The sequence below is a fragment of the Winogradskyella sp. genome (assembly GCF_013213835.1).
GTDB lineage: Bacteria > Bacteroidota > Bacteroidia > Flavobacteriales > Flavobacteriaceae > Winogradskyella.
Genome location: NZ_JABSSU010000004.1, coordinates 289,172 through 308,156 on the forward strand (window position 1 = coordinate 289,172; position 18,985 = coordinate 308,156).

The 18,985-nt window shown below is 35.1% G+C and carries 16 protein-coding genes; 1 reads left to right on the top strand and 15 read right to left on the bottom strand.

Going from position 1 to position 18,985, the window contains the following annotated elements:
- Positions 1-235 precede the first annotated feature (235 nt).
- From HRU50_RS07105 to HRU50_RS07120, 4 genes are all read right to left on the bottom strand, one after another.
- Positions 236-2,149 carry an OmpA family protein gene (locus HRU50_RS07105; protein WP_296349649.1) on the bottom strand — a complete coding sequence of 638 codons (1,914 nt, stop codon included), beginning with the start codon at positions 2,147-2,149 and terminating at the stop codon, positions 236-238.
- 21 nt (positions 2,150-2,170) lie between these two features.
- A complete protein-coding gene (locus HRU50_RS07110) occupies positions 2,171-3,076 on the bottom strand; it encodes a type IX secretion system membrane protein PorP/SprF (protein ID WP_296349651.1) in 906 nt (301 codons plus the stop codon).
- Positions 3,077-3,102: 26 nt separating this feature from the next.
- Entirely contained in the window at positions 3,103-7,128 is a 4,026-nt protein-coding gene (locus HRU50_RS07115; RefSeq protein ID WP_296349656.1) for a choice-of-anchor L domain-containing protein, read from the bottom strand.
- Between the two features lie 219 nt (positions 7,129-7,347).
- A complete protein-coding gene (locus HRU50_RS07120; protein WP_296349657.1) occupies positions 7,348-8,289 on the bottom strand; it encodes an endonuclease/exonuclease/phosphatase family protein in 942 nt (313 codons plus the stop codon).
- Positions 8,290-8,349: 60 nt separating this feature from the next.
- On the opposite strand from HRU50_RS07120, the gene hflX reads away from it, so the two are divergent.
- Entirely contained in the window at positions 8,350-9,561 is a 1,212-nt protein-coding gene (hflX, locus tag HRU50_RS07125; protein WP_296349659.1) for a GTPase HflX, read from the top strand.
- Between the two features lie 48 nt (positions 9,562-9,609).
- Here hflX and HRU50_RS07130 read toward each other — a convergent pair whose 3' ends face one another.
- The 11 genes from HRU50_RS07130 to sufB all read right to left on the bottom strand — a co-directional run bounded on the left by HRU50_RS07130 (position 9,610) and on the right by sufB (position 18,985).
- Positions 9,610-10,524 (bottom strand): DUF3078 domain-containing protein, encoded by a 915-nt coding sequence (locus HRU50_RS07130; RefSeq protein ID WP_296349661.1) that lies wholly within the window; start codon positions 10,522-10,524, stop codon positions 9,610-9,612.
- Positions 10,525-10,606: 82 nt separating this feature from the next.
- Positions 10,607-11,119, bottom strand: coding sequence for a DUF2480 family protein (locus HRU50_RS07135; RefSeq protein WP_296349663.1), 513 nt, complete (start codon positions 11,117-11,119; stop codon positions 10,607-10,609).
- Between the two features lies 1 nt (position 11,120).
- A complete protein-coding gene (locus HRU50_RS07140) occupies positions 11,121-11,447 on the bottom strand; it encodes a DUF59 domain-containing protein (protein ID WP_296349665.1) in 327 nt (108 codons plus the stop codon).
- Between the two features lies 1 nt (position 11,448).
- Complete coding sequence (locus tag HRU50_RS07145; RefSeq protein WP_296349666.1) at positions 11,449-11,871, bottom strand: SufE family protein; 423 nt, start codon at positions 11,869-11,871, stop codon at positions 11,449-11,451.
- A gap of 33 nt (positions 11,872-11,904) precedes the next feature.
- Positions 11,905-13,044, bottom strand: a complete 1,140-nt coding sequence (locus HRU50_RS07150; RefSeq protein ID WP_296349669.1) for an META domain-containing protein — start codon at positions 13,042-13,044, stop codon at positions 11,905-11,907.
- A gap of 46 nt (positions 13,045-13,090) precedes the next feature.
- Positions 13,091-14,305: a cysteine desulfurase gene (locus HRU50_RS07155; RefSeq protein WP_296349671.1), complete on the bottom strand. Its 1,215-nt coding sequence runs from the start codon at positions 14,303-14,305 to the stop codon at positions 13,091-13,093.
- Complete coding sequence (locus HRU50_RS07160) at positions 14,305-14,916, bottom strand: outer membrane beta-barrel protein (protein WP_296349674.1); 612 nt, start codon at positions 14,914-14,916, stop codon at positions 14,305-14,307. Before HRU50_RS07160 ends, HRU50_RS07155 begins: the two co-directional genes overlap by 1 nt.
- A gap of 31 nt (positions 14,917-14,947) precedes the next feature.
- Positions 14,948-16,261 carry a Fe-S cluster assembly protein SufD gene (sufD, locus tag HRU50_RS07165; RefSeq protein ID WP_296349676.1) on the bottom strand — a complete coding sequence of 438 codons (1,314 nt, stop codon included), beginning with the start codon at positions 16,259-16,261 and terminating at the stop codon, positions 14,948-14,950.
- A gap of 88 nt (positions 16,262-16,349) precedes the next feature.
- A complete protein-coding gene (sufC, locus tag HRU50_RS07170) occupies positions 16,350-17,102 on the bottom strand; it encodes a Fe-S cluster assembly ATPase SufC (RefSeq protein ID WP_296349678.1) in 753 nt (250 codons plus the stop codon).
- A gap of 6 nt (positions 17,103-17,108) precedes the next feature.
- Positions 17,109-17,519: a hypothetical protein gene (locus tag HRU50_RS07175; protein WP_296349680.1), complete on the bottom strand. Its 411-nt coding sequence runs from the start codon at positions 17,517-17,519 to the stop codon at positions 17,109-17,111.
- A 17-nt stretch (positions 17,520-17,536) separates the two neighbouring features.
- Positions 17,537-18,985, bottom strand: coding sequence for a Fe-S cluster assembly protein SufB (sufB, locus tag HRU50_RS07180; RefSeq protein ID WP_296349683.1), 1,449 nt, complete (start codon positions 18,983-18,985; stop codon positions 17,537-17,539).

The following is an 18,985-nucleotide window of genomic DNA, read 5'->3' on the forward strand; positions in this document are numbered from 1 at the left end:
AATGTATTTTCAACTCAATTTAAAAGTGCGTTGAAGCCATTTTAGGGTTAAAAAATGGAATATAAAAAAAATGCCAATTAACAGTCCGTTAACACTGTTATTATAGACGAAGTGATTTAATTACCGATGAAATGCATGGTAATTTATGACTTGATTTTTTAATAGTTTCATAAACCAAAAACGCTCTGATAAAATCAGAGCGTTTTTTTTAAGTTTATGTAAAAGGTTGTGTTTTTTATTGTTGTTGTGGTCCACCACTAACGATAAGGAATTCTGAACGTCTATTTTCTTGGTGTTGTTCGTCAGTACAATTAGCACCACAATCCACTTTAAGTTCGGATTCACCTTTACCTTCAGCTGAGATACGCGACTCATCAATACCTTTAGAGATGACATACTGTTGTGTACTTTTCGCTCTACGTTGCGATAATCGTTGGTTGTAAGCGTCAGAACCTCTACTATCAGTATGCGAAGTTGCATTAATAACTAAATCAGGGTACTTGTTCATGATTTCAACAAGTTTATCTAACTCAAAAGCAGCTTGTGCAGTGATATTAGACTTATCAAACTCAAAGAAAATAGGGTTAAGCACTATTTGTTCAGGAGTGATGATTTCTTCTATAGGACTTAAAGAAATTTGCACAGGTACTTCTTCTTCAGAAGTTGCAGAAACCGTTACTTTTTTACTTTCGTAATCTTCAGCAATTGCTTCAAGTTCTGCTTGCTTATCACATTCAATAATAAACTCAGCGATTCCTTGCTCGTTGCTTGGCTTAGAAGTCAGCTTATTACCTTCAGCATCATAAATAGAAACAGTAGCACCAGCAATAGGCTCACGCGTTTTATCATCTAAGATAGTAGCAACAACTAATACATCACAAAGTGGTTGTAATTTTTTAAATAAGTAGACATCATCACTGCCTTGTCCACCATCTCTGTTAGAAGAGACAAATCCTTCTTCAGCTTCTTCATCAATAGTAAATGCAAAATCATCAGCATTACTATTAATAGGAATCCCTACGTTTCTTACCGGTGCTAATTTACCATCAATCACCTTAGTGTAGAACACATCCATACCACCAAGGCCTAAATGGCCGTTAGAAGAGAAGTAAAGTGTATTGTTACTACTAATATAAGGGAACATTTCTTGAGCTTCAGTATTTACTTTTTGTCCTAAGTTTTCAGGAGTACCAATAGTACCATCATCATTGATAGGAGCTTTATAAACATCATAGAGGCCATAACCACCAGGCATATCAGAAGAGAAGTATAATGTTTTACCATCAGCACTTACCGAAGGATTTTTCACAGAGTAGTTTTCACTATTAATAGAAAGTGCCTCTACAGTATCCCAATCATCCCCTAATTTAGTTGCTTTAAATAAGTAAAGTTGACTAAATCTTGTATTGCTAGTAGAATCTTTTTCAAATACTTTTTCAAAATAACTTTCTCTAGAGAAGTACATGGTTTTACCATCAGGAGAGAATGATACTAAACCTTCGTGGAACTTGGTATTGATTTGGTCATTCATAAGTGTTGCACCATCGTAAGCACCATCAGTGTTTTTAGTTAGAGTGTAGATATCTAAGAAAGGCTCTTGATTCCAACCATAGTTTTTACGATTGTCATTTCTACCAGATGCGATATAGAGTTTACCATCATTGATAGTACCCCCAAACTCAGACTGTGCTGTATTAAACCCAGCACTTTGTACATTAAACTTTTTACCTTGATCTAAGATTTTAGGTAAGTAGTTAGGGTTCTTTCTATAAGCTGTAGCTCTATTATCAGAAGGGCGCATAGAAGCGAACTTTTCCATTTGCGCATTAGACTCATCGTATTTACCATTAGCTTTAAGCATTTGCGAATACTTATAGATCATTTCAGGATCTTCTGAAGATTCTAAAGCCTTGGCATACCATTTTTCAGCTTCAACGGTATTGAAGATGTTATAGTAACTCTCAGCAAGTTGTCCGTATACATAAGGACTACCTTTACCTTTTTCAATAAGCTTGTTATAGCTTTCAGCTGCCTTAACAAATTCGAATCTAGCAAATTGTTTATCAGCTTTTTTAGTATCGTTATTTTGCGCATTTAAGCAGAAACTACTGATCAACGCTACAAATAATAAAGTTTTAAAGTTTTTCATAATATAGTTTAGCTTAACGGATTAGAAATATCTAGGTGAACGAGAGACGCGTTTCGGGAAGTTAAGATCAAATAATAACATCACCTCATGCGACGCAGGAGCATATGCATTAATATCAGAAGATACATGGTCATAAGCATATCCAACTCTCACTGATGGTGAGATAGCAAAGTTTACCAGTCCAGAGATAGAATCGTCTAATCTGTAAGAGGCACCAATTTCGAATTTCTTAAAGAAACGCGCATTAAGGTTAACGTCAAAAGATGTAGGTGCATCAAAAGCAGACTTCATCATAAACGATGGTTTTAATTCAGTATTAGGTGATAGGTCAAAGACATACCCGCCAGTTACGAAATAGTGCTGTGTTTCAGACCCGATATTAAGACCATTAGCATCTAAATGTACAGAGGCTAACATATTAGGAACAGATACGGATAAATAATACTTATTGGTATAGTAGAATAACCCAGCACCGATGTTAGGTGTAGTTTCATTAATATTTTGATTAAAGAACGGGTCGTCAGCATCAATAACATCCACACCAGCCAGACCAATGTCATGGAAAGTTGCCCCAGCTTTAACACCAAACGCTAAGCGGTGCTCACCACCAAGTTTAAGGGTATAAGAGACATCTGCATACACGTTGGTTTCTTGTACAGGTCCGATTCTATCAGAAATTAGGGAAAGACCAAGACCAAGGTTATTACCTACAGGAGAATGCACGAAAGCAGTAGCTGTTTCTGGTGCACCTTCAATACCTACCCATTGGTCTCTGTAGAGTAAACCAAAAGAGAGATTTTCTCTAGAGCCTGCATAAGCAGGATTCACGACATTCATATTGTACATGTATTGCGTGTACTGAGGATCTTGCTGTGCTTGCATTTGAAATGCTAAAAGCAAGATGGCTATAATCGAGAGTTTTTTCATTATTTTTAAGTTGATTCAGTTAGTTGTTATCTATTAATATATACCCAAGCACTTCGTTGCTTCGCACCACCATCGTAGACTACAGTATAGAAATATGTACCTACAGGAAGTTCTTCACCATCATTAGTTTGACCAACCCATTCGTTAGAGTAGTTGTTCTTAGAATATACAAGGGTACCATTTCTGTTGTAGATTTCTAATCTAGTAACGTTGAAGCTACTTAAATCAAAACTATCATTAAACCCTGGTGATACACCAGGTGAAATACCTTCAGGAAAAATACAAGATTCAAGTTCTTCAACAAAAGCAGTGACAATTGTAGAACAACCAGATGCATTAAATGTGATTTCTGCTGAATAATCACCTTCAACAAGCACTGAATCGAGGATAAGGCCACTTGCACCATCAATATAAACATCATCTAATAACCAAGCTACTGATACTTCTGCTTCAGTAAAGTTTGATGGAATAAGGCCTATTGAAATTGGTGTTGTAGCGTTTGGACAAACTTCGTAATCAAAGGAAGGATCAAATAGAGCTACTGGCGCATCATTAATGATTAAGTTGAATGAGTTTACCACAAAACAAGTTGGATTAAAGGCATCCTCAACTCTAACATATATTACGGCGTTACCTGATGAATATACATGTGGCAGTGCATTGTCATTATTTTCAGCGTCTGCTTGAGAACTGTGATAAGTTACAATGTAATTTGCTGGGTCTTGTGTACCAAGTACATTAGGATTATGAGCAAGTAAGTCAAAATCAGCTAAATCATCAAAGTTACCATCATTATCATCACATTCAGCTATGTCTACACTTTCAGCAGTATGATCTGGTACACTAATAGATAGGTTGAAAGATGTAGTACTAACACAACCTGTGTCATTGTTCTCAACTCTAATAAATACTGTTTCACCATCAGTACCTGTATATGATGTACTGATACTGTTTGAACCAGATTCAGCATCTTCCAAACTATTATGGTATGTCAGTGTAAATTCGGATGGATCTTGTGAACCTAAAATAAATATATCATTAAGGGATAAATCAAAATCCGCACTACTTTCTACAGAACATACCAACTGATCAGAAGGTGTATTTGCTTCTGGTAATGGTAAAAACTCCACAAGAATGTCATCTTGTAAGAAACATTGGTTAGAGAAGTATACTAAAGCTGTATATAAATCTGGTTCTGTAACTTCAATAGTTGAAGTTGTTTCACCATCAATAGGTAAACCATTTCTAAGCCAAATATGCTCTAAGTTAGGGGCACCTGAATCTAAGGTAATAGGTTCACCAAAACAAGCTGCTCCACCAGAAGCAATGGTAATATCTTCACCCAAGTTTAATTCACCAAGGTCGAAACTCCCAGCTTTTAAGAAAACACCAGAGTCAAATGCCGAGTCGTTGGCATCAGCAATAACAAGTTTAATATGATAGGTCTGCCCAACAGTAACGGGAGCTTGCGCAGTAAATACTACTGTTCTACCGTCAAACTGCATTGGTGGAAGATTATCACCTGTATATCCTCCGAAGTATTGTTCATTTATCGCAGGACAACCAGGATTTGCCTCATGAATGTTAGTTACTAAAATCGGTGTATTTGTACCAGGAATCACCGCAAGATTTGTAGTGTTACCCAAAGGGTCTGTAAGTAAAAAGGCAAATGCATCAGAGAATGTACATTCAAAAGTTCCTCCTGAATCACCATTATATTCTTCTGATGCCATTAAGAAATCAAAACTAATTTCTTGAGCAAGTGGCACGAAGTCAAACTCTAATACAGTGGCGTTATTGGTATTACCAGATGGAACGATAGTATTTAAAAAAGGATCTCCAGGCCATGCTGAAGTTCCATCACTTAAGTTACCAAGGTTTGGACCTGCAGCAGCACTGGCATCACCTGAAGTTAATAATACACCTTCGGTAAAAGGAAAACCTTCCATATCGCCATCAAGAGTAAAATAACCAATACCATTATCTTGACCAAAATCTGTACCTGTTGAGAAGGTAATATTAGATATTTCAGCGCACTCACCGCCAATTAGGATGTCAGTTACTAACTGTTCAACAGTATAAGTAGTTTGGTCTACTACCACGTTATCACCACCAGGTCTAATACATAAATTAAATGTAGTATCTTCTTGGTCAGCGCCAAATGAGAAGACTCTAACGTAGTAAGTGTTTCCAACAGTTAAGCCTGTAGCTAGAGTAGGATTATCAGTTGAACAATAGATTTCTGTAAAATTATCACACGTACCTGAATAAAGTGCATGGTCTAAGTTATTCGTACTCCCTGCAATATTAATTAATGAAATGATTTGGTTGGTGTCATTAGCAACAAATTGATACCAAACATCGTTGTCTGTATTACCAGCACAAGTACCATTAGCTATACCAGATGAAGTTGCAGCTAGTAATGTACCCGGTGTAACAACCGTACATTCAGATTCTGTATTCACTCCCGCAACGATTGCATCTGCACAATTATCATTGGCAGGTGGACAAGCTAAAACGGTAAAGTTGTCACTTGCAATAACACAATTATTATCTTGTTCATTAGTCACAAATACTCTTACGGTATTGCCAAATGGGAAAGGACCAGCCTGATACAAACCATTGGCAGTTGCTTGAACTGTAGAAGCATCAAAGTTATTAGATATTTCTAGAGATGTAGCATCACCTAAACTTGTAACATCAACATCTATAAAGAATTGATCATTAGCACAATCAGGTGTAGTTACAAAAGTAGCTTCAGGAAGTGTACAAGTCAATTGTTGTATATTAATTGTAAAGTCTAAAGTTACTCCCCAAGTACCAGAATAACATGGATCTGGTGTTCCTTGGCCGAAATCGGCAGTTCCAATACGCATTCTATGCTCACCTACAGGCGCAGTTAAGGGCATAATGAATGAAGCGTCTAATGAATGTGGGTTACCACCTGACGACTCACCTTGAAAAACAAGTTCGCTAGGTTCAAAAACTAAATTATCATCAAAATCTATCCAAATGTTTGAGAAATAAGTAAAGCCATGAGCAAAATCAATTATCACTTCTGTTTCAACTCCCTGAAATGCGTTAACAACTGGTGAAGTCTGATCTTCGTATGTTACATCACCTAAACTTGGGAAATCTGTAATTCCAACGGTTACGTTTGATACACCTTGCCCATCATTACTTGAAGGGATAGAGTCACAATACTCAATAAGGAATTGAACAGGTCCAGCCCAATCACTAATTTCACCACCACAATCTGACTGTACATAATATTCGTATTCAACATCTAAAGATAAATCTGTTATTTGAAGAGGATTACTTGTTGTTGGTACAATTGTCCCATCCGCAGAACCTTGAACAAAACCGACAGGACCATACTCAACAATCCATGACGTTCCACCGGTCCAGCCAAGCTCAATTGTATTAGCGTTTACTACGAAGGCAGTTAAATCGGTTGGAGGAGGACAGTTAGGACCTTCTTCGATACAAATGTCTGCAGACCCAGATGGTAAGTCACGCCAAATTGCCACATAATAAGTGTTACCAGGCGTAAGGCCACCTATTGCATCTGAAGCATCACCGTCATCAAAATCGTTATTAAAGCACCCAAGTGATGTACCACCACAGGCATCAAAAAGTTCAATACCAATATTATTTGCACCACCACTAAAGTTAAAAGCTACAGATCCGTTTGCAGGCGCAACAAAGCTTGTCCAATATCCAAAATTCGCAAAGGGATCACAGCTCAAAAATCCGAGGTCGTATCCACTTGAGAAATCGAATGTCATAGGTGTACCTGTGCTACAATCTTGTATAGTCATAGGAATGGCTTCAGCACAAGTCTCACCAGGAGCTAAAAGCATTGAACTGTCAATATTGGTTGAGACAGCGTTATTAGTCACATTGTTTTCATAGACGTTGTCATTTAAAATGACGGTCTCTGTAGAATCCGTTAGATTGTGATTATGCTCTTTAATTGGACTAAAGGCATAACTAGTAAATGCCGAAAAGCAAGATGCTAGCATGATTAAGAGTAAAGTAGTCTTTTTCATTTTTTTTAAGGTTGATAGAAGCCGAAAACCCCTTACAATGCATTGATTATAAGGGCCTTTTGTCTTTCTAAGTATAATAAAATATAGTGTGCATTAATGTTAGTTAGTTAGCTGTGTTTAATGCGAATTGAAAGATAAAAAAAATGGGCGTGAACACTTCGTCCACAATGTTATAATAGACTAAAGGTAATATTAATCGACAAATGGTTTTTAACCAAATTAATTGCTTTTTAATTCTATAAAAACTGGGAAATGGTCACTATAACCACCTTTATATTTTTTGCCTACATAAGTTCTAAAGGGCTGGCCTTTAAATTTGCCTCTAAATTGTGTGAGAGATCTATCATCAAATACATCTGCATCATGATATGTAAGAAATGAGTTGTTTCTGTCAAAAATGTTGGTAGTGAATAGTATTTGGTCAAATAGATTCCATTCAAAGTCATGATTTAAACTTCCTTTGTCCTTAGACCATACCGTTTTAAACGGATTAAATAAACCAGATTCGTCCTCCATCAGTTCAACACTATGGTTATCAGGGTTGTCGTTAAAATCTCCCATCACAAGAATTTTCATATTTTCTGATTTAGTTTTGAGGTTTCGAATAATTGAATTTACTTTTTTGGCTGCAGCAATTCTTTTTGGCTCTGTTACTTTTTCACCATCTCTTCTCGAAGACCAATGATTAACTAAAATAGCTATATTCTCATCATTCAATCTGCCTTCCACCAAAAGAATATCTCTTGTGTAATCGCGTTGACCATCATCATCCTGTAAGTACACCGAAAATGTTTCAGAACTTGTAACTTCAAAAACATCAGATTTATACAATAGTGCAACATCAATACCTCTTTCGTCTGCTGAATCGTAGTGCACATAACTATAGTCTTCATCTATTAAATGTTCACTCTTCACTAAGTCATTAAGAACTGTTTTATTTTCAACTTCAGCTAGACCAACAATCACTGGTGCTTCGTCGTGGTCATCTTCACCGATTTTAGAAATAACTGAACCAATTTTTCTCAGTTTATTTTCATAGCGTTTGGGTGTCCATCTTTTATGTGATGTTGGTAAGAAATCATCATCATTTGTTCGTGGGTCATTTTCTAGATCGAAAAGATTCTCAATGTTGTAAAACGCTATAGTATATATTCTATTCATGACGTTAAATATAGAGCTTTTAAAACGTATTGAGAATAAGGTTTTGATTAACTTTGTGCCATGATTGAAAAAAAGAATATTGAGTTAGAAAAGGTTGTTCTTATAGGGATTGTTACACAAGACCAAGATGAAGAACAGTCGAAAGAATATCTTGATGAGTTGGAGTTTTTAACCTATACAGCTGGTGGGGAAGTTGTAAAGCGGTATACTCAAAAAATGGCTATGCCTAATCCAAAAACCTTTATTGGTACAGGGAAAATGGAAGAGGTTATGCACTTTGTTAAGGATCATGAGGTAGGTACAGTGATCTTTGATGATGAGCTATCTCCTGCGCAAGAACGAAATATTAGTAAAATTTTAAACTGTAAAATTCTTGATAGGACTAATCTTATTCTAGATATTTTTGCACAGCGTGCTCAGACAAGTTATGCCAGAACTCAGGTAGAACTTGCTCAATGTGAATATTTATTACCACGACTTAAAGGAATGTGGACGCACCTTGAACGACAAAAAGGTGGGATTGGAATGCGTGGACCTGGGGAAACTGAGATTGAGACTGATAGACGTATTGTTAGAGATAAGATATCTCTATTAAAATCTAAGATAAAAACCATTGATAAGCAGATGGCTGTGCAACGTGGTAATCGTGGAAAAATGGTAAGAGTGGCTTTGGTTGGTTATACTAATGTTGGTAAGTCAACACTGATGAATGTCATTAGTAAGAGTAAAGTATTTGCTGAAAATAAGCTCTTTGCAACCTTAGATACCACTGTACGAAAAGTGGTGATTGGTAATTTACCATTTTTGGTAAGTGATACGGTTGGGTTTATTAGGAAACTGCCAACTCAATTGGTTGAATCTTTTAAAAGTACACTAGATGAAGTGAGAGAAGCAGATTTGTTATTACATGTTGTTGATATTTCTCATTCTAATTTTGAAGAACATATAGAGTCCGTGAATAAAATTTTGGATGAAATAGACAGCAAAGGCAAACCTACAATTATGGTGTTTAATAAGATTGATGCTTATGAAGCGGAACCTTTTGATGAAGAAGATTTAATAGCTGAAAGGACAAAAGCCAATTATACTATTGACGAATGGAAAAATACTTGGATGTCTAAAATTGGTGATAATGCCTTGTTTATTTCAGCATTGAATAAAGAAAACCTTGAAGAGTTTAGAAAGCGTGTTTATAAAGAAGTAAGAGAGATACATGTAACGAGGTTTCCGTATAACCACTTCTTGTATCCAGATGTAGAAGAGATAGAATAAAAAAGGTTGAGCTTTGCTCAACCTTTTTTATTCTAAGTATTACTGAGCTTAGTTGCTAAAGTTATAGGATAAACCTACCGTATAATAGCTTTGAATTTTGTTATCTGCATCTTCTAAGCTTGTGCCCTGGAAGTTTGCAGCTTCTTGTCTATTACTTCTCAATCCAAAATCAAAACCTACACCAATACCTTTCCATAAGGTATAAGCAAAAGAGTTAATCCATGTCCAGTTAGACAGGTTAGAATCCTCATAGCTTTGGAAGGTTGAGAAATTCGTTTTAAAGTTTACTTTACCGATTTGTCGTGTGTAATCTGCAACGATCTTTGCACCCATAGAAGAATCGAATACGGTATCTCCGCTAGAGAATACAAAATTGTAGTTAGCAGGATGAATTACAACAACCATGTCTGTTATTGGTGTCCATGTAAAACCAATACCAAGATCTAAATAACCAGGATCATTAAAGTTGTTTAACACTGTTGTTCTATATTCTAACATTCCTGAAACAGCCCATTTCTCGCTTAACTTGCGACCATATAATGAGTTGATATTAAATACATCTGTGGTTGGTTCAAACTTATCACTATCAGTGTCGATATCTTTGTTGTCTAATTTTGTCCAATTAAAGTTTGTATTCAAACTATTTCTCCAGAAAAATTTCTCTTTTATGAGATTTGCGAATGCATTTGTAGTTATACCAATTGTACCAGATTGATTATTTGGTGCTCCCTGAGCATACCAATTATTAAAATTAGATAAGCTACCACCAATAGTACCAAAAGCACCAACTTTCCAACCAGGTAAGGCGTCTATTTGTGCTTGTAATGCATCGGCTTCAGCTTTAAACTTGTCTGCTTGTGCTTGTTTTTCTGCTTTTTGTGCTTCTAGTTCTTCTTTAGTTTGTGCAAAACCAAAAGTTACAACAAGTATTAAGCAAATAGATAAAAGTAAATTTTTATTCATGGTTAATTTATTTTCGAGATGTTAATTGATTTATTATTGTTTTATGCTATTCTTCTACTTAGACCAAAACTTAAAGCAAAAGTCACATTTTTTTTCTTTTGTAAAGTGGTACTGAAGAACAAGCTTCTCCAAACATAATTGACTTTGCAACTGGTTTTAGCTTTTGCGATAATAATATTAACGCATTTGATGGTACAGGTTTGTTAGAGCAACCTTTTACAATAACTGGTAAATCCTTGAATCCTGAAACTTCTAAATTTGAAATAATATCCGTATAAATTATAGATTCCAAATTCTCAAGTGTACCAATTACAGATAATTTCGCATAATCTTGAAGCTGTATAGTAATTAACATGTAAGCCCAATCCGGAACTATAGCATCTGTAGAACAATACAATGCAACGTAGCAATCTTGATATTGCGACCAATCGTGCTCTGCAACATGTTGTCTAAAGTCTTTTTCTCTAAGAACGAGACCTTCAAGTAACCAATCTTTAATATCAAAAAGTACGCGTCTACCAGTTGGATAATAATCTTCGAGGTCGATAACTTTGAGTTTACTATTAGCGACCCTATTTACAATTTCGTCTGCCATATTACAGCATTCCTAATTCTAACTTTGCTTCTTCACTCATTAAATCTTGAGACCAAGGTGGATCGAAGGTAATCTCAACTTCTGCGTCCTTTACTTCATTAATCGATTTCACTTTTTCTTCAACCTCTAGAGGTAAAGTCTCAGCTACAGGACAATTTGGCGATGTTAAGGTCATCAAGATTTTAACTTCATAATCTTCGTTTACAAACACATCATATATTAATCCTAGCTCGTAAATATCTACAGGGATTTCCGGATCGTATATGGTTTTAAGAACTCTAACTATTTTATCGCCTAGTACATTTGTATCTATTGTTGTTTCACTCATCTTAATTCAATTGTGTTTGGTATGCAATAGCATACATTTTTAATTGTTTTATCATGCTCACCAATCCATTTGCTCGTGTCGGTGATAAGTGTTCTTTTAGACCAATTTCATCAATAAAGTTGGTGTCTGCATCAATAATGTCTTTTGGGTGTTGATTAGAGAATACTCTAATTAATATGGCAATTATACCTTTGGTAATGATGGCATCACTATCCGCAGTAAAATTTACCTTATCTGCATCCATATTCGCATGCACCCAAACTTTACTCTGGCAACCTTTAATAATATGATCTTCGGTCTTATATTTTTCTTCAATTAATGGAAGTGTCTTACCTAAATCTATCATATATTGATAACGATCCTCCCAATCATCAAACATAGAAAATTCGTCTATTATCTCATTTTGAATTTCTTCAATACTCATAGTCTTTCATTTTGTTGCAAAATTACAAAATCGTTATTGTTTGTCATACAATTCCCTAATGGATAACACTTTATTAACTAGATTTTCTATTTCTTTTGGTGGATGACCATGATCAAAAGAAGATGTAGTGTAGGTATGCTCATTGGATTTAACCGTTAGAGCAGCATGGGCCGCACCGTCATATAGTCTTTTATCTGTTGGTGCTTTTAAAGATTCTAATTTGGTAAGGTCGATGTCTTTTAACAAATTGTTTAAGGCATCCCAATCGGTAGTTTTTAGACTGAAGTTATTTTTTTCACTTAAACTTCTATCTTCAGATATTGTCAATGTTGACGTTGTGATATGAATATTAATAAATGTTCCTCTTGAGAAAGCCTCATATGTAATTGCAGAATTTTCATCAATAGCTGCTATCTTATTGATATCTCCTTGTCTTTTGGCTTTTAATGCAATGATATCGTCTGTAAAAAATGTAAGACCTTCATCTGTAATTTCTATCCTATTGCTTTCACTTAAGGCAGTGAGCATATTATTTTCCGTTAACCCAATTTCACTACCGCAGTATTTTTTTGAGGATCCGATGGCACCAAATTTTATCTGATTTCCATTTAACATGTAACTTCCAAAATAACTATTACAACCGGCAAAGCCATTGACGCGGTTTGAACCTTCCTCAAATATGATTGTTAAAGTTGATTTTTCTAATTGTCTACGCTTTAATTCTGTAATAGTGTAAGTTCCAACAATAGCATTTGACTCTATGCCTTCTGATTTCTTAGCAATCAAAATGATGTTTTCATTTTCTTTTAATACAACTTCGTTGTTAGTTATTTCAATGTTATTTCCTTTTTCCATCAGACTAGACGCCAAGTCTTCAATTTTCATAACATCTTCATTACACATCATTTCAGTACTTATTCCTGGATTTATATTGATTTGGGTTCCTTTAAGAGAATAACCATATTGTAATGTATTGCAACCTAAATTTATTGCAATTGATTTATCATTAAGAACCAACCACAAATTTTTTGGTAAATCTGTCGTATCGCCTAACTGCGTAATTGTGTATTTGTTTTGTTCTTTCACAGATTTGTTTAATGAAATCTGATTTTCCTTGTTTTCATTGCAAGTATTCACAGATAAAAACATGAGTAAAGTGATTAATAATTTCATATTAATTGGTTCTTTACAAGGTAATATACAAAAACAGAGCCAAATCTTAAGACAGCATCATTACTGCCTTTTTTAGCGAAGTTATAAACGTGTCAATTTCTTCTTTGGTGTTGTAGAACATAAACGAAGCACGCACCGTACCAGGAATTTTATAATAATCCATAATGGGTTGTGCACAATGATGACCTGTGCGCACAGCGATAGCCATTTTATCTAATAACGTACCTAAATCGTAAGGATGAATATTACCAACATTAAAAGAAATGACTGAGGTTTTATTTTCCGAGTTACCATAAATTTTTAAACCATCAATTTCTAATAATTTGTTAGTTGCATAAACTAACAATTCTTTTTCATAAGCTGCTATGGTTTCTAAACCTATAGAATTCATATAGTCTATTGCAGCTCCAAAGGCAATGCCACCACAAATGTTTGGTGTACCTGCTTCAAATTTATGCGGTAAATCTGCATACGTTGTTTTTTCAAAAGATACTTCAGCAATCATTTCACCACCACCTTGATATGGTGGTAATTTGTTAAGCCATTCTTCTTTGCCGTATAGCATCCCTACACCAGTTGGACCACAAATTTTATGAGCCGAGCAAACATAAAAATCAACATTTAAAGCTTGAACATCTGGTTTAATATGCGGGCAAGCCTGTGCGCCATCAATTAAGACTGCAGCACCTACCATATGTGCTTTTTCAGTGATATCCTCTATAGGATTAATGGTTCCAAGTGCGTTAGAGATATGGTTGACAAAAACAAGTTTTGTATTTACAGATAACAGCTTTTCATACTCGGACATTATGAGTTCACCATCATCATTCATTGGTATGACTTTCAGTACTGCACCAGTGCGCTCGCAAAGCATTTGCCATGGCACAATATTGCTATGATGTTCTAAAGCAGAGACAATAACTTCATCATCTTTTTTTAGTAATGCTGAGAATCCACTGGCTACTAAATTAATGCTATGAGTTGTGCCTGAAGTTAAAATGATTTCGTAAGGTTTAGCAGCATTAAAATGTTTTTGGATTTTAACACGCGCCTGCTCATATGCATCTGTAGCTTCTTGACTAAGACTATGAACACCTCTATGAATGTTGGCATTATAATTAGAATAGTAATCTACAATGACATCAATAACCTGTTGAGGTGTCTGTGAAGTCGCAGCATTGTCAAAATAAATCAATGGTTTTCCATTAACCTTGCGGTTAAGTACTGGGAAATCCTTTCTGATGTCTTTTACACTAAACACTATTTACTAATTAACGATTCAATATTAAATAAAACATTCAGAAACGCTCCTATTGAACTCACTTTGTTATCTCCAATATTAACTATGTTTGGTAATCCGTAATCTATCAAAAATTCAATATTGAGTTGACTAGTTAGGTGAAAACCTAAACCAGCATTTAGCCCAAAATTAGAATCATTATATAAATCAGTAAAGTCGAAACCATCATCCCTGCGCTCTGCTGAATTTATTAAAGTCATTCTTGGCCCAGCAAGTAAATATTTACCTTCTCCATAAACTTTGCTAGGATAGTATTTATAAAATACTTGAAGATTTAGTTTCTGAATATTAATCTTTCCTGTAGATATGTTATCAGAAAAGAAGCCACGTTCAACAGACTGGCCGTAAAAAATATTTAAACGCATACCAGATTTTTCACCTATTTTTTTTGTTCCGAAGAGGCCTAAATTAAATGGTGTAATTCCTTTATCTACTCCTAAATTTGTACCATCACCTGATGTTAGGTTCATACTGTAGATGTTCGTTCCAAGCATTAAACCAAAAGAATATTCCTGGGCTTTTAAAGATGTGGATACCAATACTAGGAGGAAAAGCACTAAAATATTTTTCATAAAGTAAATTTTATTGCTCTAAAGTATATGATTATAAATCAAAACCAATATTTACACCTAATTTTCTAGCAATAATAGCTGTAATTCTGTTCTTTATTTCAGGAATTTTCACAGAATCTAAAACGTTGTTACTAAATGCAAACATTAATAATGCTCTCGCTTCTTTTTCTGGAATACCACGAGAACGCAAATAGAACATAGCACTTTCATCTAACTGGCCAATGGTACAACCATGAGAACATTTTACATCATCTGCAAAAATCTCTAACTGGGGTTTAGTGTTTATACTGGCTTTATCGCTAACTAAAATGTTGTTATTCGCCTGAAATGCATTTGTTTTTTGAGCTTCTTTTTCAACAATTACTTTCCCATTAAATACACCAGTTGCTTTGTCATCAAAGATACCTTTGTAATCTTGGTGACTTTCGCAGTTTGGTTCTATATGATGTACTAAAGTGTTGTGGTCTACATGTTGCTTATTACCAATAATGGTAATACCTTTCATTGTAGAATCTATGCGTTCACCGTTTTGGTAGAAGTTAAGATTGTTTCTCGTTAATTTTCCACCGAAAGAAAACGTATGCACCTTCGCAATACTTTCACGCTTTTGATTAATAAATGTATTATCTATTAAAGAAGCAGTTTCTCTATCATTTTGAATTTTGTAGTAGTCTACAATTGCACGCTTATTGGCAAAAATCTCTGTAACACTGTTTGTCAACACAGGATTGTCTGTTAAACTCTGATGACGCTCAATAATTTGAACATGAGAGTTCTCATCTACTACAATTAAGTTTCTTGGTTGAAGCATTAGCGCAGCCTCATTACCAGTTGAAAAATGTATAATCTGAATTGGCTTCTCAACCAATTTATTTTTTGGTATATGGATGTAAGCACCTTCAGCAGAGAATGCCGTATTTAAAGAAGATATGCCGTCTTTGGTAGCAATCTTATTGAAATAATTTTCAACGATGATTCTGTACTTCGGTTTGGTTAATGCTGCAGACATTAAGCAAACATCTATGCCATCGTGTGTGGTTTGAGATAAATGAGACGAGTACTTACCATCAATAAAAATAATCTTGTAAGAATCTATATCGTGGATAAAGTACTTTTTAACATCTTTAAATTCTAAGGCTTCTTCATGCTTTGGAAATACACTATAATCATGCTTTAAAACAGAATTTAAAGACGTGTATTTCCAAGCTTCTTGTCTCTTAGTTGGGAAACCTTCAGTTTCAAAAGCCTTAATTGCTTCTGTTCTTATATCATGGATTGGAGAATCAATATCCACTGTATTCTCAAATGCCATGAATGAAGACACTAATTTTTCTTTTAAACTCATAATCTGTGTCATTCCTGCGAAGGCAGGAATCTGTTTAATATTATTTCTTTCTTATTGAGATTCCTGCCTTCGCAGGAATGACAATTTGCTACGCACCAACTTCTTCTTTAATCCAATCGTAACCTTTAGCTTCTAACTCGTGCGCTAATTCTTTAGTTCCAGATTTTACAATTCTTCCGTTATATAAAACGTGTACGTAATCTGGCACGATATAATCTAAAAGTCTTTGGTAGTGTGTAATTACAATTACAGCATTGTCTTTAGACTTTAACTTATTTACACCATTCGCCACTATTCTAAGTGCATCGATATCCAGCCCAGAATCTGTTTCGTCAAGGATGGCTAACTTAGGCTCTAGCATTGCCATTTGAAAGATTTCGTTACGCTTCTTCTCACCACCAGAAAAACCTTCGTTAAGCGAACGCGATAAAAACTTACGGTCTATTTCTAACATTTCAGATTTTTCACGAATCATTTTAAGCATTTCGTTAGCAGGCATATCTTCTAAACCTTTTGCTTTACGTGTTTCATTAATGGCAGTTTTCATGAAGTTAGTAACAGTAACCCCAGGAATTTCTACTGGATATTGAAATGACAAAAACACACCTTTGTGAGCACGCTCTTCTGGACCAAGCTCATCGATATTTTCACCATCTAAAAGGATTTCTCCTTCTTCTACTTCATATTCCTCTTTACCAGCTACTACCGAAGCTAAAGTACTTTTACCAGAACCATTTGGTCCCATGATAGCATGTACTTCTCCTGGTTTTACATCAAGGTTAATACCTTTAAGAATTGCTTTGTCTTCTACACTAGCGTGTAAGTTATTTATCTTTAACATCAGTCTTTAGTTTGCTAATTTTATAACGTCTTTTGTCTCTGTTGTAGGTTCTTCAACCTTTAAAATGTCTTTTATTATAACTCGATTTGGCCAACCTTCTTCACCTTCTGGTTTTTTAAATCTTTTCACCCTTACAGTTACTGGAACCATATCGGTATCTTCCTTTTTAAAAGGCTTTACTTGTTCATTAAGTGTGTGCATGTTGTCGTCTATAACAACCCCATACATTTCGTTTCCAACCTTAAATACTGCAGCATCACCATAGTAAATAAATTCGCCTCTCATAGTTATATAACCATCATTGGCATCGTATGATTTTGCTCTGTTTTCTTCTAAATTAACTTCGTTGGCTTTTGCGTCGTTTTTGCAAGCTGAGAATGTTAGAAGTGTAATTAAAATGATTATGATTTTCTTCATTGGTTTATTACACGTTGTTATCCAACAGAACCTTCAAGGCTTATTTCTAATAGTTTTTGAGCTTCAACGGCAAATTCCATAGGTAATTTATTAAGGACTTCTTTACTAAAACCATTTACAATTAATGCAATGGCTTTTTCCGTATCTATTCCTCTTTGATTACAGTAGAAAATTTGGTCTTCACCAATTTTACTTGTTGTAGCCTCGTGTTCTATCTGTGCTGATTTGTTGTTAGCTTCAATATATGGAAAAGTGTGAGCTCCACATTCATTACCCATCAATAAACTATCACATTGCGAAAAGTTACGCGCATTTTCTGCACGAGGACTGATTTGTACCAAGCCTCGATATGAATTTTGTGACTTACCAGCAGAAATACCTTTAGAGATAATAGTAGACTTAGTGTTTTTACCTAAGTGAATCATTTTTGTACCAGTATCTGCCTGCTGAAAGTTATTTGTTACAGCAATAGAATAGAATTCGCCAACAGAGTTGTCACCTTTTAGTACACAAGAAGGGTATTTCCAAGTTACTGCAGAACCTGTCTCTACTTGTGTCCATGATATTTTTGCATTCTTCTCACAAAGGCCACGTTTAGTTACAAAGTTGTAAACTCCACCTTGACCTTCAGCATTTCCTGGGTACCAGTTTTGAACCGTAGAATATTTAATTTCAGCATTATCAAGTGCAATTAATTCTACGACCGCCGCATGCAGTTGATTTTCATCTCGACTTGGTGCAGTACAACCTTCTAGGTAACTTACATAACTGCCTTCATCCGCAATAACAAGTGTTCTTTCGAACTGTCCTGTACCTGCTTGGTTAATTCTGAAATATGTAGATAATTCCATTGGGCACTTAACACCTTTTGGAATGTAGCAGAAACTTCCATCACTAAATACTGCGGAATTAAGAGCTGCATAAAAATTATCTTTTTGCGGAACTACAGTGCCAATATATTTCTTAACCAATTCTGGATGCTCTTGAATCGCTTCAGAAATACTCATAAAGATAATACCTTTTTCAGCTAAGGTCTTTTTAAATGTTGTCGCCACAGAAACTGAATCTACAACAACGTCCATGGCTACACCAGCTAACTTTTTCTGTTCATCTAGGGAAATTCCTAGTTTTTCAAAAGTGGCCAAAAGCTCAGGATCAACTTCGTCTAAGCTATCATATTTTGGTTTACTGTTTGGTGCAGAATAATATGAAATAGCTTGAAAATCTGGTTTTTCGTAATGTACATTTGCCCATTCTGGCTCTGTCATTTCTTTCCAAACTTTAAAAGCTTGCAATCTCCATTCTGTCATCCATTCTGGCTCGTCCTTCTTTTTTGAAATCGCTCTAACGATATCTTCGTTTAGGCCATTAGGGAAGGTTTCAGATTCTATATCTGTATAAAAACCGTATTCGTATTCTTTGGTTTTTAACTCTTCTCTTAAGTCGTCTTCAGTATATTTACTCAT